16 protein-coding genes and 1 pseudogene are annotated in these 19,182 nt (G+C 68.7%); 6 read left to right on the top strand and 11 right to left on the bottom strand.

The window, feature by feature from the left end; genetic code table 11:
* Positions 1-5: 5 nt before the first annotated feature.
* A pseudogene (locus ACZ9CK_RS03390) lies at positions 6-437 on the top strand (IclR family transcriptional regulator domain-containing protein); the annotation flags it as partial.
* 10 nt (positions 438-447) lie between these two features.
* On the opposite strand, the gene ACZ9CK_RS03385 reads toward ACZ9CK_RS03390, so the two are convergent.
* A complete protein-coding gene (locus ACZ9CK_RS03385) occupies positions 448-1,578 on the bottom strand; it encodes an LOG family protein (protein ID WP_476049243.1) in 1,131 nt (376 codons plus the stop codon).
* A gap of 57 nt (positions 1,579-1,635) precedes the next feature.
* Here ACZ9CK_RS03385 and ACZ9CK_RS03380 point away from each other — a divergent pair, with 57 nt between their 5' ends.
* Complete coding sequence (locus ACZ9CK_RS03380; RefSeq protein ID WP_476049242.1) at positions 1,636-2,532, top strand: gamma-glutamyl-gamma-aminobutyrate hydrolase family protein; 897 nt, start codon at positions 1,636-1,638, stop codon at positions 2,530-2,532.
* A 53-nt stretch (positions 2,533-2,585) separates the two neighbouring features.
* On the opposite strand, the gene ACZ9CK_RS03375 is transcribed toward ACZ9CK_RS03380, so the two are convergent.
* Together ACZ9CK_RS03375 and ACZ9CK_RS03370 are read right to left on the bottom strand one after the other, a co-directional pair.
* Positions 2,586-3,368, bottom strand: coding sequence for a TIM barrel protein (locus ACZ9CK_RS03375; RefSeq protein WP_476049241.1), 783 nt, complete (start codon positions 3,366-3,368; stop codon positions 2,586-2,588).
* Positions 3,365-4,453 carry a Gfo/Idh/MocA family oxidoreductase gene (locus ACZ9CK_RS03370; protein WP_476049240.1) on the bottom strand — a complete coding sequence of 363 codons (1,089 nt, stop codon included), beginning with the start codon at positions 4,451-4,453 and terminating at the stop codon, positions 3,365-3,367. Before ACZ9CK_RS03370 ends, ACZ9CK_RS03375 begins: the two co-directional genes overlap by 4 nt.
* Before the next feature lie 168 nt (positions 4,454-4,621).
* On the opposite strand from ACZ9CK_RS03370, the gene ACZ9CK_RS03365 reads away from it, so the two are divergent.
* Positions 4,622-5,608, top strand: coding sequence for a LacI family DNA-binding transcriptional regulator (locus tag ACZ9CK_RS03365; protein WP_476049239.1), 987 nt, complete (start codon positions 4,622-4,624; stop codon positions 5,606-5,608).
* Positions 5,609-5,709: 101 nt separating this feature from the next.
* Here ACZ9CK_RS03365 and ACZ9CK_RS03360 read toward each other — a convergent pair whose 3' ends face one another.
* The 3 genes from ACZ9CK_RS03360 to ACZ9CK_RS03350 form a co-directional block, all read right to left on the bottom strand.
* The gene (locus ACZ9CK_RS03360; RefSeq protein WP_476049238.1) at positions 5,710-6,921 is read right to left on the bottom strand and encodes a Gfo/Idh/MocA family protein; all 1,212 of its coding nucleotides are present in this window, start codon (positions 6,919-6,921) and stop codon (positions 5,710-5,712) included.
* Positions 6,922-7,145: 224 nt separating this feature from the next.
* Positions 7,146-8,147, bottom strand: a complete 1,002-nt coding sequence (locus tag ACZ9CK_RS03355; protein ID WP_476049237.1) for a sugar phosphate isomerase/epimerase family protein — start codon at positions 8,145-8,147, stop codon at positions 7,146-7,148.
* Between the two features lie 11 nt (positions 8,148-8,158).
* Positions 8,159-9,346 carry a Gfo/Idh/MocA family protein gene (locus tag ACZ9CK_RS03350; RefSeq protein WP_476049236.1) on the bottom strand — a complete coding sequence of 396 codons (1,188 nt, stop codon included), beginning with the start codon at positions 9,344-9,346 and terminating at the stop codon, positions 8,159-8,161.
* Between the two features lie 103 nt (positions 9,347-9,449).
* On the opposite strand from ACZ9CK_RS03350, the gene ACZ9CK_RS03345 reads away from it, so the two are divergent.
* The 3 genes from ACZ9CK_RS03345 (at position 9,450) to ACZ9CK_RS03335 (ending at position 13,864) form a co-directional block, all read left to right on the top strand.
* Positions 9,450-10,838 carry an MFS transporter gene (locus tag ACZ9CK_RS03345; RefSeq protein WP_476049235.1) on the top strand — a complete coding sequence of 463 codons (1,389 nt, stop codon included), beginning with the start codon at positions 9,450-9,452 and terminating at the stop codon, positions 10,836-10,838.
* A complete protein-coding gene (locus ACZ9CK_RS03340; protein WP_426302342.1) occupies positions 10,835-11,857 on the top strand; it encodes a LacI family DNA-binding transcriptional regulator in 1,023 nt (340 codons plus the stop codon). The genes ACZ9CK_RS03345 and ACZ9CK_RS03340 overlap by 4 nt, the downstream gene beginning before the upstream one ends.
* Before the next feature lie 96 nt (positions 11,858-11,953).
* Entirely contained in the window at positions 11,954-13,864 is a 1,911-nt protein-coding gene (locus ACZ9CK_RS03335; RefSeq protein ID WP_476049234.1) for an alpha-amylase family glycosyl hydrolase, read from the top strand.
* Here the strand turns inward: ACZ9CK_RS03335 and ACZ9CK_RS03330 are convergent.
* The 5 genes from ACZ9CK_RS03330 to ACZ9CK_RS03310 form a co-directional block, all read right to left on the bottom strand.
* Positions 13,851-14,924 carry a Gfo/Idh/MocA family protein gene (locus tag ACZ9CK_RS03330; RefSeq protein ID WP_476049233.1) on the bottom strand — a complete coding sequence of 358 codons (1,074 nt, stop codon included), beginning with the start codon at positions 14,922-14,924 and terminating at the stop codon, positions 13,851-13,853. The two genes, ACZ9CK_RS03335 and ACZ9CK_RS03330, sit on opposite strands and share 14 nt — an antisense overlap.
* Positions 14,921-15,943, bottom strand: coding sequence for a Gfo/Idh/MocA family oxidoreductase (locus ACZ9CK_RS03325; RefSeq protein ID WP_476049232.1), 1,023 nt, complete (start codon positions 15,941-15,943; stop codon positions 14,921-14,923). Before ACZ9CK_RS03325 ends, ACZ9CK_RS03330 begins: the two co-directional genes overlap by 4 nt.
* Positions 15,940-16,875, bottom strand: coding sequence for an ATP-binding cassette domain-containing protein (locus ACZ9CK_RS03320; RefSeq protein WP_476049231.1), 936 nt, complete (start codon positions 16,873-16,875; stop codon positions 15,940-15,942). The genes ACZ9CK_RS03325 and ACZ9CK_RS03320 overlap by 4 nt, the downstream gene beginning before the upstream one ends.
* Positions 16,876-16,889: 14 nt before the next feature.
* A complete protein-coding gene (locus ACZ9CK_RS03315) occupies positions 16,890-17,942 on the bottom strand; it encodes an ABC transporter permease (protein ID WP_476049230.1) in 1,053 nt (350 codons plus the stop codon).
* 62 nt (positions 17,943-18,004) lie between these two features.
* Positions 18,005-19,003: a substrate-binding domain-containing protein gene (locus tag ACZ9CK_RS03310; RefSeq protein ID WP_426302336.1), complete on the bottom strand. Its 999-nt coding sequence runs from the start codon at positions 19,001-19,003 to the stop codon at positions 18,005-18,007.
* Positions 19,004-19,182 lie beyond the last annotated feature (179 nt).

Genomic DNA, 19,182 nt, shown 5'->3' with positions numbered 1-19,182 from the left:
AGGCCTGCACGTTCCAGATCGCCAGCCGGCACCAGGTCAAACACCTCGCCCCCTTGGGCGCCCGCTACAACGAAGCCCTCAGTTCCTCCGTGCAGGTGTTCCTGGCCGCGGAGCCCGAAGACAGGGTCCGCAAACTCCTGCAAGGCGGCGACATCGTCCTCCCCGGCCTCGACGAATCCAGCCTGGAGGCCTACCAGCTCCGCCTGCAGGACGCTGCAAAGCGCGGCTGGGCCGTCAACTACGGTGAAACCTCCATCGAGGAAGTCGGCGTGGCCTCCCCGGTGCACGACCACCGCGGCAACATCGTGGCGGCCGTGCTGATTCCGGCGCCCAAGTTCCGCGTTTCCCAGGACACCCTCGCAAGCCTCGGCGAAGCCTGCGTCGAAGCCGCCCGGAAAGTCACAACCCGGCTGGGTGGCCGGGCACCCGTTTCTTAGCTGGCGCCCACTACGACAACACGGCGAGCGCTTCCTCAACGGTGTCCACCAGGTGAATGCGCCCGGCCATCGGTTTTCCGGCGGCGAGCGCCTGCAGCATCGGCCAGGCCGGATACCTTTCCTGCCAGTGTTCGCGCCCCACCAGCACCATGGGCGTGATGGTTTCCGGGGCGCCGTAGTAGTTCTCGCAGGCGTCCTGGAAGATTTCCTGCACCGTGCCGGCCGATCCGGGCAGGAACACGATTCCGCCCGTGCACAGTTCCAGCAGGATCGCCTCCCGCACCGAGTTCGCGAAGTACTTGGCAATGTGCGTGGCGAAGAGGTTGGGCGGCTCGTGCCCGTAGAACCAGGTGGGAATGCCCAGTGACGCGGTCCCTCCCGGGTATTTCCCGACGACGGCGGCCGCCGTCCGCGCCCAGTCCGTCACCGAGGGCCGGAAGCCCTGCGCGGCGGCGAGGGTTCCGAGCGCGGCGGTGAAGTCGCCGTCGGGCAGTCCGCTGAGGTACGCGCCGCAGTTGGCGGCCTCCATCGCACCCGGACCGCCGCCGGTGGCCACCGTGAAACCGGAGCGGGCGAGGAGCCTGCCCAGCCGCGCGGCGTCGGCGTACTCGCTGGTACCGCGCCAGGCCGCATGGCCGCCCATCACGCCCACCAGCCGGGTGCCGGCGAAGTCGCCGTTGGCCAGGGCTTCCTCCAGCGCGCCCCCGATGGCGTGGTCATGCAGGGCCGCGGCCAGCGTGGCGTCGAGGCTGGTGCGCTGCCCGGGCAGGATGCTCCATTGGTAGATCCGGGCATCCGGGGTCGCCTCGTATTCGTGCCCGGCGATGTCCTCGTAGAGTTCGGCCGCCGTGTACAGGCTGCCCCGGTACGGGTTGAAGGGGACGCCGCGCAGTTTCGGGAAAATGAGGGCGCCGCGGCTGCGCAGGCTGTCCTCCACGCCGGCGTCGAAGGTGCAGCCGAGGAAAATGGCGCCCTGGGCGTCGAGGGCCTTGAGTTCGCGGCTGCGGCCGCGCAGGTCCAGCGACTGGGCGTGCCAGCCGTGCATCGTCCCGGCACCCGCGCTGACCAGCCTGTCGAAGTGCGCCACGCTTTCGACATCGAGAGTGCGCGGGCTCGGATTCAGGCGGCCGGAGGGTGTCACTCGATCAGCTTAGGCACGCGGCGCCCTTTCCGGGCAGCTCCGTAGCAGAATGGGGCCATGCAGCCTTCAAACGGTTCCCCGCGCATCGGCATCCCCGTCCGGCTCAGCAGTTCCGAGGGCGCCGATCCGCGCGTCGGCAAGGCCAACAGCCTCTTTCAACTCATCGTGGAACTGCTGGGCCGGGCCGGGGCAGAAGCAGTGATACTGGATTCCGCCGTCGGGGATCCGGCGGCCGTCCGCGGACTCGACGGCGTCCTGTTGCCGGGCGGCGGCGACCTGGACCCGCGCCTGTACGGCGAGGAAGCAGGCCCGGCGCTTTACGACGTCAACACCGCACAGGACGAACTGGACATTTCGGTGGCCAAGGCGGGCATCGCGGCCGGAATCCCAGTGCTGGGGATCTGCAGGGGCCACCAGCTCCTGAACGTGCTCTACGGCGGCACACTCATCCAGGACATGCGCCCCTCCGACGTGGCGCACCGGATCGCGGCAGGCACGGATGCGGCGGGCACGAAAGCGGTAGGCACGAAAGCGGTAGGCACGGGACCGGTAGGAACGGAAGGGGCAGCGGACGTCGCGGACACCCGGGCTGAACATTCCTGGGCTGAACATTCCCGGGCTGAACATTCCTGGGCTGAACATTCCTGGGCATGGCACGACGTCGACCTGACGGCAGGTTCACGGCTCGCCGGCCTGTACGGTGCAGCGGCAGACGGACCCGCTACCACGGTACGGATCGCTTCGGGCCACCACCAGGCCGTCGCCCGGGTAGGCGACGGCCTGGTGGTCACCGCTGTGGCCGACGACGGCACCATCGAAGGCCTGGAGGATCCGCAGCGCTGGGTGGTGTCCATGCAATGGCATCCCGAGGCCGAGCAGCTGCCGGACGGGCAACGGCTGGCGCCGATCCGCGCCTTCGTGGACGTATGCCGGAACGCCGCCAACCGCCGCTGAGTGCCCGGTTGTGGCGGGATTTTCCGCGGCGGATTCCACTCCCAACTGAGCACTCAACGCTCCCCGAAGGCCGCCCCGAACGCCGCCCCGAACGCCCGCAGGGCCAGGTCCGAGTCACCGGATGCCCACGCCTCCATGCCCACGGTCCCCTCGTAGCCAAGATCCACCAGCACGCGGTGCACGGCGGAGTAGTTGATCTCCCCCGTGCCCGGCTCGCAGCGGCCCGGGACGTCCGCCACTTGGATCTCGCCGATCCACGGCCGTGCCTGGCGAACCAGGTCCACGAGGTTCCCCTCGCCGATCTGTGCGTGGTACAGGTCCAGCATCAGTTTGACGTTCGGATGGTCCACCGCCTTGACCAGGGCCAGGGTGTCCTTGGCGCGGCCGAGCGGAATGCCCGGGTGGTCCAGGATCGTATTCAGGTTCTCCACTGTGAAGGTGAGCCCGTGCTTTTCCCCCAGCGCACCGAGCGTCTCCAGGGTCTTCGCGGCGGTGAACCACATGTCGCCGGTGGCGCGCCAGTGCGGACGGGCGGCCCGGCCGTCCACTAGTTCGGCGGGGTGCACCACCAGGCGCTCGACGCCGAGTTCCAGGGCGGTGGGGATCAGCTCACCGGCGGTGCGGACCACTTGGTCCGCGGTACCGGCCTCCACGAGGGAGCCGGCGGAGTAGCCGGTCATGGACGAGAAACGGGCACCGGTGGCCTTGAGCGCAGCAATGTCCTTGGGCCGCGAATCCCAGAGCTCGACGTCGAAGCCGGCGGTGTGGATGCGCTCGACGCGTTCCACGAAGGGCAGCTCCTGGTAGACCATCTCGGCGCAGACGGCGAGCCTCATGCACGGACCTCCACGCCGGCGACGGCGGCGCTGGCCCCGGAACGGGCGGATTCGATGCAGGCGAACGCGACGGCGAGTGCCCGCCGCGCGTCGGCCAGGCCCGGGGTGAGCGGCACGCCGTGGTCCGGGGCGGCTCCGCCGTCGCGGCGGGCCCGCACGGTCAGGGCGAAGTCGGCGAGTTCAGCGGTGTAGGCGTCGGCAAAGAGTTCGATGTTCAGCCGCGGGGTCTGCGCCGACAGCCCCGCGGCACCGTAGCGTAGGGCGGCGGTTTCGGTGGCGCGTCCGGCCTGGACCATTCCGGCGGAACCGAAGACCTCGCCCCGCACGTCGTAACCGTAAAGGGCGGAGAAGTTGGCCTCGGCCACGGCGATGGCGCCGTTGCTGTAGCGCACCGTGACCACCGCCGTGTCCAGGAAGCCCTGCTCCTTGAGGGACGGCTCCACCAGGGCGTCCGCGGTGACGTGCACGCTGACGGGTTCCGCGCCGGGGTTCAGCCAGTTCAGGGCATCAAAGTCGTGGATGAGGGTCTCCAGGAAGATGGTCCATTGCGGGATCCTGGCGGCATGCGGGATGCTGCCGTTGCCCGGGTCCCTGGTCAGGGAGCGCAGCAGCTGCGGGGTGCCCACGGCGCCGGCTTCGATGTCGCGGCGGACCGCCAGGAAGTCGGAGGCGTAGCGGCGGTTGAAACCGATCTGCCAGTGCACCCCGGCGGCGGCCACGGCATCCTCCACGCGGTCGAGTTCTTCCAGGCTGACGGCGCCGGGCTTTTCGCAGAACACGTCCTTGCCTGCCGCGGCGGCGTCGATGGACAGCTGGGCGTGGAAGGGTGCCGGTCCGGCGATGACGACGGCGTCAATTTCGGGGTCGGCGAAAAGGTCGCCGGCGTCCGCGGTCACCTTCGTGACGCCGAGTTCGGCGGCCAGGGCACTGGCGGCGCCGACGGCCGGGTCGGCGATGGCGGCCAGTTCGGCACCGGGGATGCGGAGGGCGAGGCTGCGGGCGTGGTACGCCCCCATCCAGCCGGCACCGATAAGGCCGACGCGGACCGGCCCAGGCCGGGCGGAGGCAATGGGAAGGTAGCTCATGGGGTCCTCTCGAGGAAAAGACGAAAAAAACTAGAACGATCTAGTCGTGGCGATGGAGACAGTGTGGCATGGGAGGGCGCACCCCGTCTAGATCGTTCTAGTAGACTCTGGGGCAGCCGGTCCGGAACCAGGCCGCACCACGTCGAAGTCGGAAAAGTTGAGGACACGATGGCCAAACGCCCCACGCTGGCTGATGTGGCAGCCGAGGCAGGAATCTCCCGCGCCTTGGCCTCGATCGTGCTGCGCGGCGCGCCGGGCGCCAGCGACGCCACGCGGGAGCGTGTCCTGGCCGCCGCGTCCCGGCTGGGCTACCGCCCCGACGCCAGGGCCCGTCTGCTGCGCAGCTCCCGCAGCGGCCTGATCGGCGTCGTGTTCGCGCTCGACGGCGACTTCCACAGCGACCTGGTGGATGCCATCTATCCCGCCGCCGAAGCAGCCGGATACAGCGTAGCGCTGAGCGCCCGGGGACCCCGCCGCACGGAAACGCAGGCACTCCAAACGCTCCTGGACCTGAATGTCGAGGCGTTGCTGGTTCTCGGTCCCGCCGAAGGCAGTGCCAGGTTGAGCGACCTTCCGGTCCCGGCGGTCCCGGTCCTGGATCCCTCCCCCGCGGCCGGGCTCTCCGCCGTCATGACGGATGAGACGGAAGGGGTCCGCCTTGCCTTGGAGCACCTCTGGCAGCTGGGTCACCGGAGCATCGCCCACGCAAGCGGCGGGACGGCCAGCGGCGCGGAGGCACGCGAAGCCGCGTACACGGACTTCATGCGCGCCCGGGGGCAGAAGCCGGCGGTTCTATCGGGGGGCGCCGACGAAGCGGCGGGAATTCTTGCGGTCGCCTCGCTCGCGTCGCTGCTCAGGGAGGGCGCGGCAACGGCGCTCCTGGCCTTCAATGACGCCCAGGCCCTGGGGCTCCTGCACGGACTGCGCACAAAAGGGGTGGAGGTGCCGCGGGATCTGTCCCTCGTAGGCTACGACGATTCACACCTTGCCGCCCTGGCCTACGCGGACCTCACGAGCGTTCGCCAGGACCCCGACGCCCTGGCAGCGGCCGCCGTCAGGGTCGCCGCCGGCGCGATCGACGGGCGGCACGAACAGGTGCTCGTAGCGCCAAGCCTGACGGTGCGCTCCAGCACAGCGGCACCGGCTCAGGCCTGAACCGGCTCAGGCCTGAACCGGCTCAGGCTTGAAAGGACTTCCGCTTGAGCGGGCTCCCGCTGGCGGGGATCCCACGTGCCGGGACAGGGGCCCGGAGCGCCTCAGGCGGTGGCGGCGGTGGTGCCGTCCAGCAACGGGACGGTCTTCCACCGGCCGTCAGTGGCGGAGGCTTCGGCGGCGGAGACGATCGCGGCCGCCGAGGCGGCGTCGTGGATGTTGGAGTTCAGTTGCTCCCCGCCGGTAACGGCCACCAGGAACTTCTTCGCTTCGATCACTTTGAGGTCGTCGAAGCCCATGGCGCAGCCGGGTCCGGGTTGGAAGCGCGAGTAGTCGCCGTGCCGCGGGCTGCCGATCACCGTGGTGTAGCCCTGTTCATCGTTGTTGCGGCCCAGCACCACCTGGAGTTCGTTCATCCGCTCGAAGTCCCACTTCAGGGAGCCCTCGGTGCCGTAGACCTCCAGGCGGTAGCCGCAATCCCGGCCCACCGCCACGCGGGAGGATTCGATAGTGCCCACCGCCCCGGCACCGCGGGCGCCGGTCCCGAAGCGGACCAGCGCGGCAGCGTAGTCCTCGTTCTCCACCGGGCCCATTTCGCCGCCTTCGATCACCGCGAAATGGGTGCCTTGGCCCATCGCCAGTTTCGGGCGTTCGGTGTGAACCGTGCTTGTCAGGGCCGTGATGTCCGAAATCGGGCCGACGACGTACTGGCACAGGTCCGCGGCATGGCTAAACAGGTCCCCAAGGACGCCGCTGCCGGCGAGCTTGCGGTTGAAGCGCCAGGACAGGGCACCATTGGGCTCGGCCGAGTAGCCGGCCATGAATTCGGCGCGGACATTGGTGACGCGGCCAAGCTTGCCTTTCGCCACCAGTTCGCGCGCGTGCTCGACGGCGGGCGCGTGCCGGTAGTTGAAGCCGATGGAGCTGTGGACGCCGGCCTCGATCGCGGCACTGCGCACCGCTTCGGTCTCCTCGATCCCGCGGCCCACGGGCTTTTCGATCCAGAAATGCTTGCCGGCCTTCGCGGCGGCGATGCCGATCTCGGCGTGCAGGAAGTTCGGCGCGCAGATGGAGACGACGTCGACGTCCGGGTGCGCGAGCACCTCACGGTAGTCGGTGGCGCCCTCGGCGAAGCCCAGCACATCCTTGGCGTAGTCGATGCGGCTGGGCTCCGTGTCCGCGGCGATCACCAGCCGAGGGCGGATTCCCAGTTCCGGATACACCAGAGGGAGCTGCGTGTACGCCTTCGCGTGCAGCTTTCCCATCCAGCCGACGCTGATGAGACCGACACCGATACTGCGGATTTCAGTGGACATGGGGCTTGCCTTTCAGCTGTCGGTGGGAGGTGCGGCCACGGCGTTGTGACGGGCCTCGCGCAGGACGCCAGACGATCATATGAAGTTAAGTATGTCCTGTCAATAGATCTAATCCCGACGGCGGCACCCAGGCCGGATGCCGCCGTCGGGACGCCCTCGGGACGACGCCGCGGTGGTCCCTTCCCAACGCTCGCAAGCTCGCGTCGGGGCCCTCGGGACGACGCTTATGCGTCCAGCAGCGCCGCGGCGTCCTTGAGGACTTTCGCGGCAACTTCCAGGCCCTCGATGCGGCCCAAGGAAACATCCTCATGCTCGATATTGACGAGCATGTCCGGGTCCACCTCGCGCAGGGCGCGCAGGAACTCGGCCCAGTAGGCGGTGCCGTGGCCGCGGCCCAGGGCCACGAAGTCCCAGGCGGAATCCTTCGGCCATTCGTTGGCCCATTCGTCGCCCCCGAGGTTGGTGCGGGGCTCCTCCGGAGAGAGCCGGCGGAAGCTGTTGTCCAGTACGCCGTAGAGGCGGGCGTGCTCGGTGTTGACGCGCACATCCTTGGCTGCAGCGTGGAACACCAGCGGGCCGAGTTCGCGGACCACGGCAACCGGATCCATCTGCTGCCAGAACAAGTGCGAGGCGTCCAGCTCGACGCCCACGTTCGTGGCGCCGGTCAGCTCCACGAGCTTGCGGACGTCGGCAGTGTTGAACACCAGGTTCTGCGGGTGCAGTTCGAGGGCTACCTTGACGTCGTGGTCCCGGGCCAGCAGGTCGATCTCCTTCCAGAACGGCACGGCCACACCCCACTGGTAGTCCAGCACGTCCAGGGCAGCGGAGTTCCAGGCGTTGACCACCCAGTTGGTCACCGTGGCTCCCGGCTCGCCGCCGGGCAGGCCGGACATGGTTACCACGCGGTGCTGGCCCAGGCGTTCTGCCAGGAGGATGGAGCGGCGGATGTCCTCCGCGTGCTTCTGCCCGATCTCCGGCTTGGGGTGAAGCGCGTTGCCGTTGCAGTTCAGCCCCGCGATGGAGATTCCGGTGCCCTCGAAGAGGCCCAGGAAGTCGTCCCGCGCCGCGTCGGAGACCAGGATGTCGTCCATGGTGGGGACATGCACGGCGGGCAGGAAGCCGCCCGTGTTGAGCTCGATGCCCTCCAATCCCAGGTCGGCGATGACCTTCAGGGCGTCCGGCAAGGGGCGGTCGTGCAGGATTGCGTTGTAAACGCCGAGTTTCATGCTGTTCTCCCTCAGAGTTCGATTCGGGAGCCGCCGGCCGCGGCGGAACGGGCCACGGCATCCAGGATGTTCATGCTGCGCAGGCCGTCGTCGAAAGTGGCGCAGCGGGGCAGCGATTTCCCTGCGGACAGGCCGGCCACTTCTTCGAGGAAGGCGCGGGACTGGTAGGCGAAGGAATCGTTGTGGTTGTAGCCGACGCCGGGGGCGTCCATCGCCATGCCGTTGGCCACGTACGGCAGTTCCGGGCCGATGAGGACCTGGCGGTACCCGTTCTGGGCGTACGGGCCCTGGTTCAGGTAGAGGCCGAACTCGGCCGGGCGGTCCTGGTCAAAGCGCGCGGCGCCGTTCTCGCAGAAGATCTCGAAGGTCAGCGAGTTGGGGTGGCCTGCGGCGATCCGGGAGACCTCCAGGCTGCCCTTGCAGTGTTCGAACTCAGCGGCGTAGGCAGCGTAGTCGTCGTTCTCCACCCGCTCGAAGACGTCACTCACGGCACCGTGCTCGTGGCCCATGACGGCGCCCAGGGGCAACGGGCGCTTCTCGATCGCGGTGTGGAACTGTCCGCCGGAAACCGCCAGGGTCTTCCCGCAGAGGAACTCTGAGACGTAGGTGGTGTGGCTGCCCAGGTCCGCCAGGGCGCCGGAACCGGGAGCGCCCTTGTAGCGCCAGCTCATAGGGGCGTGCGGGCTGCAGGAGTAGTCGGTCCAGTAGCGGGAGGAGAAGTGCAGGGGCCGGCCCAGGGTGCCGTCGTCGATCAGCTTCCGGATGGCCGCGATGGCAGGCGAACGCAGGTAGGTGTAGCCGATGCGGGCCAGGACGCCGCGTTCCTCGGCGGCGCGGGCGGCGGTGAGCATCGCCTCGGCGTCGGCGACGGAATCGGACAGCGGCTTCTCGCAGAGGACATGCTTGCCGGCCGCGAGCAGGCCTTCCACCACCTCGCGGTGCAGGGAGTTGGCGATCACCACGGAGACGACGTCGATGTCGTCGGCCTCGGCGATGGCACGCCAGTCCGAGTCGTGGCGTTCGTAGCCGAAGCGGCGCGCGGCGGCCTGGCCGAATTCGGCATTGACATCCCCGATGGAGACCAGCTTGACCTCCGGCAGGGTCGGGGCGAAGAGGCTGCTGGCGACGCGGTAGCCCGCGGCGTGGGATTTGCCGGCCATGCCGGCACCGATGACGGCGACACCCAGTGGCTTAGTCATGGGTCCTCCTTGGAATTGAGGTGTGGGTTGGGTAACATTTGGAGCGCTCCAAACGAGAGTAAGGCTGAGTAATTTGTCCTGTCAATACACCAATAGAACTGCGTTGGCACTCCTGGTCGCGGCGACCTTCTTCCTGGAGTTCCTCGATGGCACGGCCCTGGCCACGGCGCTGCCCGCCATCGCACGGGACTTCCAGGTGACCGCCGCGGATGCGAACGTCGCCATGACGGCCTACCTGCTGGCCGTGGCCATGGGCATCCCCGCGAGCTCCTGGCTGGCCGTCCGCTTCGGCTTCCGGCGCATCTTCTGCCTGGCCATCGCGGTTTTCACCATCGCTTCGCTGCTCTGTGCCCTGAGCCCTGGCCTGTGGCTGTGGACCTTGACGGCTTTCCGCGCCCTGCAGGGCCTGGGCGGGGCCATGATGGTGCCCGTCGGTTCGCTCCTGGTCCTGCGGGACACTCCGAAGGACCAGCTCCTGCGCATGACGGCCTTTCTGGTCTGGCCGGGCCTGATGGCCCCTGTCCTGGCGCCGTTGGTGGGCGGGCTGCTCACCCAGTACCTGTCCTGGCACTGGATTTTCCTGGTGAACCTGCCCCTGGGACTCGCGGCCTTCGTCGCCGCCCTGCGTCTGGTGCCGCGCACCGCCCCGGAGCGAGGGACGCGCCTGGACTGGCCGGGCGTGGGCCTCACCACTTTGGGCGTCGGGGCGCTGGTGACCGGGCTGGAACTCCTCGGCTCGGGCGCGCAGGCGGCCACCGCCGTCGTGCTCCTGCTGCTGAGCGCGGCGTTCCTGGCGGGCGCGGGGCTTTGGATGCGCCGCCGCGGACCCGGCGCCCTGTTCGACCTCAGCGTGTTCCGGGTCCACACTTTCCGCGCCACGCAGACCGGCGGCCTGGCGTACCGGGTGGCCGTCACCTCCATTCCGTTCCTGCTGCCCCTGCTGTTCCAGGACGGTTTCGGCTGGGATCCGGTGCACGCCGGGGCGCTGGTGACCGCCGTGTTCATCGGGAACATCGCCATCAAACCCGCCACCACTCCCCTGATCCGCCGCTTCGGCTTCAAGCCGCTCCTGGTCCTGGCCGCCGCCGGATCGGCGCTCACCTTCGTGGCCTGCGCCGCCCTCGGCCCGGGCACCCCGGACGCCGTCATCGTGGCGCTCCTGGCGCTTTCCGGGGCGCTGCGCTCCCTGGGGTTCTCGGCGTACATGAACGTCCAGTACGCGGACGTCTCGGCCGGGCAGCTGGCCAGCGCGAATGCGGCCGCGAACACCTTGGTTCAGCTGGCGCACGCACTGGGGGTCGCCGTCGGGGCCTTGTTCATCCGGCTGGGCGCCGGGCTCCTGCCGGCGGCGCATGGTTCGGCGGATCCATACCGGGCTGCCCTGCTGGCGGTGGCCGCCCTCATGCTGCTCAGTGTCCTGGATAGCCTCTTCCTGCCCCGCCACGCGGGCACCTCGGTGAGCGGACGCGCTGCCGGTACGGTGAAGGCATGAGCGCCCGCCCCACCATCTACGATGTCGCCCAACGCGCGGGTGTTTCCAAGTCTCTCGTCTCGCTGGTCCTCCGGGATGCCCCGCATGTGGCCGAGGCCAAGCGGGAGGCCGTGAAGAACGCGATCCGGGAACTGGGCTACCGTCCCAGCCGTGCCGCGAGCGCCCTGGCCAGCCAGAGCACGCGCTCGGTGGGGCTGCTCATCGATGACTTCCGCAACCCATGGTTCGTGGAGTTGCTGGCAGGGGTCCGCTCGGTCCTTGACCCGGCGGGCTTCACGGTCAGCGTCGCGGACCTGCGGCTCGAGGAAGCCAGCGGCCGCGACCCCGTGGACGGCTTCCTGGCCCAGCACGTTGACGCATTGTTGGTGGCCGCCGAAGCACCTCTGGAGATGGTGCGGGACGTGCGGGTCCCGCTGGTCGTCGCGGGCACGCGCAGCCTCACCGCCCTGCTCGGAGACGGTGGGGCGGCAGACGTGGTGGCCGGGGACGACGACGCCGGCGGGCAGCTTGCCGCCCGGCACCTGCTAGCGCTGGGGCACCGGCGCATCGCGCACCTGAGCGGGCAAGGCGCGCCGGCGGAGCACCGCAGGCGGGGATATGTCCGCGCGATGGAGGCAGCCGGGGCGGCGCCCCTGGTGTTCGGCGTCGACGGCGGCACGGACGAGGCCAGCGGTTTCCGCGCGATGCGGCAGGCCCTGGAAGCCGGTGAACAGGCGGGCGAGCCGCCCACGGCGGTGTTCGCCGCCAACGACGTCATGGCGCTGGGCGCCATGGCCGCCCTGCGCGACGCTGGCCTGCGGGTGCCGGAAGATGTCTCCGTGCTCGGCTACGACGACTCTCCGCTGGCCGCCTACGGCTACATCCGGCTGAGCACCGTGGACGGCCACAGCCGGAGGCTCGGGGCCGAGGCGGCACGGATGGCCTTGGACCGGATGGCTGCCCCGGGAGCGCCCCCGCGGCGGCTCCTCCTGGAGCCGGCGGTGGTGGTGCGGTCTTCCGTGCGGGAAACGATTGCGTAAGCGCTTTCACCCTGCGCTCCGGTCCCGTTACAGTATGTGATGCAGCGCATAGTTCCCTGTGCGCTGCTGCCACGCACTGTGTAACAAGGAGGTCCCATGGGCGGAACGAGCAGCGACGGGAACGGGACGCTCGAGCGGGTCCTCGGGGCCCTGGAAGCGGAACCGGGGCTCCGCCGCAAGGGACCGGACTGGAAGTCCTTCCTCGCCCGCGTGGACCAGTACGTGCCCGTGCTCCAGGAACTTTTCGCTTCGCTCTACGGTTCCCGCCCGGACTGGACCGACCACCTGGCCGCCCTCGTGGTGGAGTGCGCAAAATCCTGGCAGGACCGTCCCGCGGAGCTGAAGGAACTCGACGCCCGGCGCGAGGCCGAGCCGCAGTGGTTCGCCTCCGGGGACATGCTCGGCGGGGTCTGCTACGTGGACCGCTACGCGGAAAACCTCGAAGGGCTGCGCGGACGCATCCCCTATTTCCGGGAGCTCGGGCTGAGCTACCTGCACCTCATGCCGCTCTTCCTCGCCCCGGAACCGAACTCGGACGGCGGCTACGCCGTGTCCAGCTACCGGGACGTCAACCCGAAGCTCGGCACCATGTCCGGGCTGCGGGACGTGGCTGCGGAGCTGCGGGCCAACGGCATCAGCCTGGTGGTGGACTTCATCTTCAACCACACTTCGGACGAGCACGAATGGGCGCGGCGCGCTGCCGCGGGCGAGCAGGAGTTCTCCGATTACTACTGGATCTTCCCGGACCGCACGATGCCGGACGCCTATGAGCAGACAGTGCGTGAGATCTTCCCCGACGACCACCCTGGCAGCTTCGTGCAGCAGCCGGACGGCCGGTGGGTCTGGTGCACCTTCCACACCTTCCAGTGGGACCTGAACTACTCCAACCCGGCCGTGTTCCGTGCGATGGCCGGGGAGATGCTGTTCCTCGCGAACCAGGGCGTGGAGATCCTGCGCATGGATGCGGTCGCGTTCATCTGGAAGCAGCTCGGCACCGCCTGCGAGAGCCTGCCCGAAGCCCACGAGCTGCTGCAGGGCTTCAACGCCGTGTGCCGCCTCGCGGCGCCGTCGCTGCTGTTCAAGTCCGAGGCGATAGTCCACCCGGACGAAGTGGTGCAGTACATCGACCCCGCCGAATGCCAGATCTCCTACAACCCGCTCGAGATGGCGCTCGGCTGGGAGGCCCTCGCCACCCGGGACGTGTCGCTGCTTTCCCAGGCCCTGGAACGGCGGCACAACCTCCCGGAGGGGACCGCCTGGGTCAACTACGTCCGCAGCCACGACGACATCGGCTGGACCTTCGCCGACGAGGACGCCGCGGAGCTGGGGATCAACGGCTTCGACCACCGCCGCTTCCTCAACTCGTTCTATGTCAACCGTTTCCCGGGCAGCTTCGCGCGCGGGGTCGCCTTCCAGGACAACCCGCGCACCGGGGACTGCCGCATTTCCGGCACGACGGCGTCGCTGTGCGGCCTCGAGGACGGCTCGCCGGAGGCGGTGCGCCGGGTGTTGCTGCTGCACTCGATCGCGATCAGCACCGGCGGCATTCCGCTCATCTACCTCGGCGACGAGGTGGGCCAGCTCAACGACTACGGCTACGCCCAGGAGCCGGGCCACGAGGCCGACAGCCGTTGGGTCCACCGCCCGCACTACCCCGCCGACCGTTATGCGCACCGCGGCGACCCGTCGACGCCGGAGGGCGCCATCTTCGCGGGGCTTAAGCGGATGCTCGACGTGCGATCCTCCACGGCCGAGCTCGCGGGAAACCCGCTCATCGGATTCAACGCCAACAACCGGCACGTCCTTGGCTACCAGCGCCCGGGCACCGGCCGCACCGTCCTGGTCCTGGCGAACTTCGCAGACACGGCCCAGCACGTCTCCGCCGAGACCCTCTCAGGCTTCGAGCCCGGAGCCACCGAACTCCTGGGCGGCCGGCCCGTGTCCCTGGCGGACGGTGTGACGCTGGGAGCCCAGGAGTTCATGTGGCTGGCGGTCAAGTCAGGCTGAGCCTTACTCCCCCGGGTACACGATGCTCCCCCGGGTACACGATGCCCAGCTGCTCTCGGGCCGCGTCCATGGCGCGCAGCGTGCGCAGGGACTTTTCCAGCGGGCGTTCTTCCACCTCGGTCCGGCCCGCAGCAATGGCCCATGCCACGGCGGCCGCCTGAAAATGCAGCCCATCCACGTGGCTTCCGGGCTTTCCGTCCCAGCGGTGCTCCGCGCCGTCTGTGGTCCGGACCATCAGGCCACCGGGGCCGTTGAACGGACCGTCCATCACCAGCGTTGCCTCGGTGCCCACCACGGTGAAGGTGGCCGGGGTGAAGCCACCCATGGTGGTGGCGAGCGCGGCCTGGGCGCCGCCGTCGAAATCCAGCAACGCGGAGAGCCGGCCGTTGACCGGCGTCCCGCCGCGGCCGGGAACCGTGGCTCCGCGGGCGGTTACTGCCGTGGCCTCGCCGGCCAGGTCCGTGGCCAGGGCAAAGAGGTAGACGCCCAAGTCCAGGAGGGGGCCGCCCGCCAGCGCGGGGTCGTAGGCCCTGTGCGACGGCGGCAGGTACTCCCCATAGTCCGCCACGATCTGCGTCACCGCACCCAGCCGGCCGTCCCGCACGAGCTGCCGGACGACGTCGTACCTGGGCAGGAAAACCGTCCACAGCGCTTCCGCCGCGAAGAGCCCCCGGGCGGCGGCAGCGGCGCGGATGGCCTCCGCCTGGGCGGCGTTGATACCCATCGGCTTCTCCACCAGCACGTGCTTCCCGGCCTCCAGCGCGGCCAGCGCCACGTCGAGGTGGGCGGTGTGCGGGGTGGCCACGTAGACCACGTCCACTTCTGGGTCCGCCGCGAGTTCCTCGTAGGAGCCGTGGGCGCGCAGGCCCCGGGGCGCGCCGAAGGCCGCGGCGCGTTCGATGCTGCGGGAGCCGACGGCGGTGACCCGCTGGCTGCCGTGCCGCAGCAAGGATTCGACGAAGCGCTCGGCGATCCAGCCGGGCCCGGCGATGCCCCAGCGCAGGCTGGGCGCCTCCATGGCATCCGGGATTCGGGGTTCCGGGAAGACGAAGCCGCTCACGCGTGCGCCCCTGCTTCCTGGTGGACGACCGCCTCCCCGTAAACGACGTGCACGAAGGCGCCGCCGCTCCGCTCGGATTCGAGCAGGGCCGCTGCCACTTCGGCAGCTTTCAGCCCGTCCGCGGCGGTGGCGAGCGGCGTCGGGGTGCCGTGTGCCAGGGAATCGATCCAGGCCTGCAGTTCCAGGCGGTAGGCGTCGGCGAAACGGGGCCGCCAGTCGGCCGGGTATTCCGTGGCCCGGCGGCGACCGCTGCTGATCTCGAGCAGCGGCGACTCGGTGAAGCTCGCCGTGCCGCGCTCCCCCACCGCCTCGCAGCGGGTCACATAGCCGTAGTCGGCGTTGAGGAAGAGTTCCAGCGTGACGAGCATGCCGTCGGCCATGCGCAGCAGCATGAAGGAAGGGTCCTGCAGGCCGGCCGGGGCCAGGGAGGTGGACTTCCGCCCGGACAGCCACGCCACCTCGGTGATGGGCTGGCCCAGGAGCCACGGCATGGAGTCCAGCTCATGGATGGCCGATCCCGTGATGGCGGAGGCGTTCGTGGCGTCAGGTGCGCCGCGGACGCCCCGGCTGACGTTGTGCACGGTAAGGATCTCACCGAGTTCACCGTCCGCGATGCGCCGTTTGAGCTCCACATGGCCCGGGTCGAAGCGCCGCATGAAGCCCAGGGACACCAGGCCGCGGTTCCCTTCCAGCGCCACGAGGTCCCGGCACTCTTCCACGGTGGGGGCCAGCGGCTTCTCGCACAGCACCGCCTTCCCGGCAGCCAGGCAGGCGGTCACCAGCGCGGCATGCGTCGAATCGTGCGAGGCGATGATGACGGCGTCGACCTGCGGATCGGCGATCACCGATTCCGGATCGGTGCCGCTGCGCGCCCCGGCGAGGGCCGCAGCCTCCGCCGCCCGTCCGGCGTCGAGGTCTGCCACGAGGACCACCTCCGCGCCCCGGACCGAACGGCTGAGAGTCCTGACATGGTCGGCCCCCATGATTCCGGCGCCGATCACTCCGACTCTGATGGTCATACGGCCCTGCTTTCTTCCGGGGCGTCCGCCTGCACGGCGGCGGCTTCTGCCCGGACTTCCTTGAGCTCTTCGGAGTGCCCGCCGATCTGTTCAAGCTCGTGGGCGAGTTCGGCGAGTTCAGCGCCGCCGGCCATCTGGGCGGTGAGTTCTTCGAGCGTGATGTCCTTCTTGTCGTAGTAGCCGATGCTCTTGCCCCGTTTGAGGAGCAGGAAGCGGTCACCGACGGGGAAGGCGTGGTGCGGATTGTGGGTGATGAAGATGACCCCGAGGCCGCGGTCGCGGGCCTGCAGGATGTACCTCAGCACCACGCCGGACTGCTTCACGCCCAGGGCCGCGGTGGGTTCGTCCAGGATGAGGACCTTGGCGCCGAAGTACACGGCGCGGGCAATCGCCACGCACTGGCGTTCGCCGCCGGAGAGCTGGCCGATGGGCTGCTCCACATCGCGCAGGTCGATGCCCATGTCCGCCAGTTCCTTCTTGGTGATCTCCTTCATCCGCGCCACGTCCAGGCGCTTGAACGGACCGAAGCCGGTGGTCAGCTCCGAGCCCAGGAAGAAGTTGCGCCAGATCGGCATGAGCGAGACCACGGCCAGGTCCTGGTACACGGCGGCGATGCCGGAGTCCAGGGCCTCGCGCGGGCTGTTGAGCTTGCGTTCCTCGCCCATGATCGTGAAGACACCGTGGGTGTGCTGGTGGCGGCCGGCGATGATCTTGATCAGGGTGGATTTGCCGGCGCCGTTGTCGCCCAGGACGCAGGTGACGCGGCCGTTGTCCACGGCCATGGTCACGTCCGTCAGCGCGATGATGTTGCCGTAGTGCTTGGCTACCTTGTCGAGTTTGAGCAGGTGCACCGGGCGGTCCGTAAGCGGATCCGTTTCGTCGGCCAGCAGGGTCTGGTTGGAGATGTGCGTGGCTGCACGGTTTTCAGTCATGGTTGCTCCCCTTCCTATTTGCTTGCGTCCGCGCGGCGTTTGACGATCAGGTTCACAATGGTGGCCAGCAGCAGCATCAGGCCCAGGAAGAACTTGAACCAGTCCGGGTTCCACTGTGCGTAGACGATGCCCTTGTTGGCCATGCCGAAGATGAAGGCTCCGATCGCGCCGCCCACCGCGGAGCCGTAGCCGCCCGTGAGCAGGCAGCCGCCGATCACTGCCGCGATGATGTAGAGGAACTCGTTGCCCACGCCTTCGCCCGACTGGACGGCGTCGAAGGCGAAGAGGTTGTGCATGCCGAGCAACCAGCCGCAGAAGCCCACGGCCATGAACAGGCCGATCTTGGTCTTAGTGACCGGAACACCCACGGCCAGGGCGGCGTTGTCGTCGCCACCGACGGCGAAGATCCAGTTGCCGACCTTGGTCCGCAGCAGGACCCAGGACGCGATCGCCACCAGGACGACCCAGTAGAAGATGGTGATTTTCAGTTCCACTCCACCGATGGTGATGGAGGACGCGAACACGGCGCGGGCCGACTCGAAGCCGTCCAGCTTCGCGATCGACGGCGAGGAAACGCTGCCGCCGACGGCGCGGGTCAGGGCCAGGTTCAGGCCGGTCAGCATGAGGAAGCTCGCGAGCGTGACGATGAAGGACGGCAGCTTGGTCTTGATCAGGATCCAGCCGTTGATGAAGCCGATGGCCAGGGACACCACCAGGGCCACTCCCACGCCCACCCAGGCATTCATGGAGAAGTACCAGGAGAACAGGGCCGCCGTGAGGGCCGAGGAAATCACCGCGACGCCGGTGGAGAGGTCGAATTCACCGCCGATCATCAGCAGAGAGACACCGACCGCCATGATGCCGATGGTCGAGGATCCGTACAGAACCGTGGCCAGCGCGTTGGGCTGGGTAAAGGTGGGGGCCACCGAGGCGAAGAAGACGAACAAAGCGACGGCGCCGACAAGGGCGCCGACCTCCGGCCGGGCCAGCAGCTTCTGGAAAGGGTTTCGCTTCGCAACACGCTCATCCGCCAAGGGAGCCTGCGGAGCACTGACAGTTGTTGACATAGGGATACTCCTGGGTTGCGGGGTGCCGGCCGGAACCGGACGGCACCCCGGGGGACGGCCGTTTAGCGGACGCCTTCCTTGGCGTACTTGAGGGTCTCTGCGCCGTTCTCCTTGTCGATGATGGCCGGGCCGGTCAGGACCGCCTGCCCGCCGCCGATCTTGAAGCCGCCGCGCTTGTTCTGCCACAGCGAGTCCACGGACATGTAGCCCTGCAGGTACGGCTGCTGGTCCACGGTGAAGAGGACATTGCCGTCCACGATCTGCTGCGCGAGTTCGGCGTTGAGGTCGAAGCTCGCTGCCTTGGCGGAGCTGCCGGCATCCTTGATGGACTTCAGCAGGGTCAGGGTGATGGGGGCACCCAGCCCGATGATGGCGTCGGCGTCCTTGGTGGCCTGCAGCTTCGCGGTGGCGGTGGACTGCACGCTGGTCATGTCCTGGCCGTTCACGTACAGCACCTCCGTAGCCGGCACCTTCTCCTTCACGCCGGCGCAGCGGGCTTCAAGGCCGACGTGGCCCTGCTGCTGGATGACGCAGATGGGGTGCTTGTAGCCTTCGGCAGCGAGCTTGGTGCCGACTGCCTCGCCGGCGAGCTTTTCGTTCGAGCCGAAGTGCGTGAATGCGCCGAGCTTGGCGAAGGCATCTTCGCCGCCGTTGAAGCTCACCACAGGGATTCCGGCGTCGACGGCCTTCTTGACGACGTCCTTGAGGGCGTCCGGAGTGGCCAGGGTGACGGCAATGCCGTCCACCTTCTGGTCGATGGCCTGCTGGACCAGCTGGGCCTGCCGGCCGGCTTCCTGGTCGTTCGTGTAAAGCAGGTCGACGTTGTCCTTCTTGGCGGCCTCCTCAGCGCCCTTGCGGACGATGTCCCAGAAGGTGTCGCCGGGGGCCGCGTGAGTGATCATCGCAATCTTCAGGCGCGGGGTGCTCACGGCCGCCTGGCCGCCACCGTTGCCGTTGCCGCTGTCGGCGGGCTTGCCTCCCTGCGCGGAACAGGCCGTGACGGCCAGCAGGGGCGCCACAAGCGCGACGGCGGCGACACGGCGCCAGGTGTTTTTCTTCATCCGAATCTCCTTCGATCCTTTCCCACGGAACGGCGTGGGGGCTGCAACCGATCATGGGTGATCGGCATCACAATAGTCAATAGTTTGTCTTGACATATTTACGTCACGATAAATAATGGGACTTAGAAACCGGCATTTGTCAGCTACTGCTGACAAACGCATCACGGCTTCCGGGTGGC

Source organism: Arthrobacter sp. TE26545, from assembly GCF_056279005.1.
Note: the sequence above shows the minus strand (reverse complement) of the source record. Positions and strands in the feature narration are given on the sequence as shown.

What these genes read in the sequence shown, in the direction of transcription:
- ACZ9CK_RS03360 (WP_476049238.1), bottom strand. Translation starts at nt 6,921, where the DNA reads ATGTCCACTGAAATCCGCAGTATCGGTGTCGGTCTCATCAGCGTCGGC.
- ACZ9CK_RS03320 (WP_476049231.1), bottom strand. Translation starts at nt 16,875, where the DNA reads ATGACTGAAAACCGTGCAGCCACGCACATCTCCAACCAGACCCTGCTG.
- ACZ9CK_RS03375 (WP_476049241.1), bottom strand. Translation starts at nt 3,368, where the DNA reads ATGAGGCTCGCCGTCTGCGCCGAGATGGTCTACCAGGAGCTGCCCTTC.
- ACZ9CK_RS03310 (WP_426302336.1), bottom strand. Translation starts at nt 19,003, where the DNA reads ATGAAGAAAAACACCTGGCGCCGTGTCGCCGCCGTCGCGCTTGTGGCG.
- ACZ9CK_RS03380 (WP_476049242.1), top strand. Translation starts at nt 1,636, where the DNA reads ATGCAGCCTTCAAACGGTTCCCCGCGCATCGGCATCCCCGTCCGGCTC.
- ACZ9CK_RS03335 (WP_476049234.1), top strand. Translation starts at nt 11,954, where the DNA reads ATGGGCGGAACGAGCAGCGACGGGAACGGGACGCTCGAGCGGGTCCTC.
- ACZ9CK_RS03315 (WP_476049230.1), bottom strand. Translation starts at nt 17,942, where the DNA reads ATGTCAACAACTGTCAGTGCTCCGCAGGCTCCCTTGGCGGATGAGCGT.
- ACZ9CK_RS03355 (WP_476049237.1), bottom strand. Translation starts at nt 8,147, where the DNA reads ATGAAACTCGGCGTTTACAACGCAATCCTGCACGACCGCCCCTTGCCG.
- ACZ9CK_RS03350 (WP_476049236.1), bottom strand. Translation starts at nt 9,346, where the DNA reads ATGACTAAGCCACTGGGTGTCGCCGTCATCGGTGCCGGCATGGCCGGC.
- ACZ9CK_RS03370 (WP_476049240.1), bottom strand. Translation starts at nt 4,453, where the DNA reads ATGAGCTACCTTCCCATTGCCTCCGCCCGGCCTGGGCCGGTCCGCGTC.
- ACZ9CK_RS03340 (WP_426302342.1), top strand. Translation starts at nt 10,835, where the DNA reads ATGAGCGCCCGCCCCACCATCTACGATGTCGCCCAACGCGCGGGTGTT.
- ACZ9CK_RS03325 (WP_476049232.1), bottom strand. Translation starts at nt 15,943, where the DNA reads ATGACCATCAGAGTCGGAGTGATCGGCGCCGGAATCATGGGGGCCGAC.
- ACZ9CK_RS03365 (WP_476049239.1), top strand. Translation starts at nt 4,622, where the DNA reads ATGGCCAAACGCCCCACGCTGGCTGATGTGGCAGCCGAGGCAGGAATC.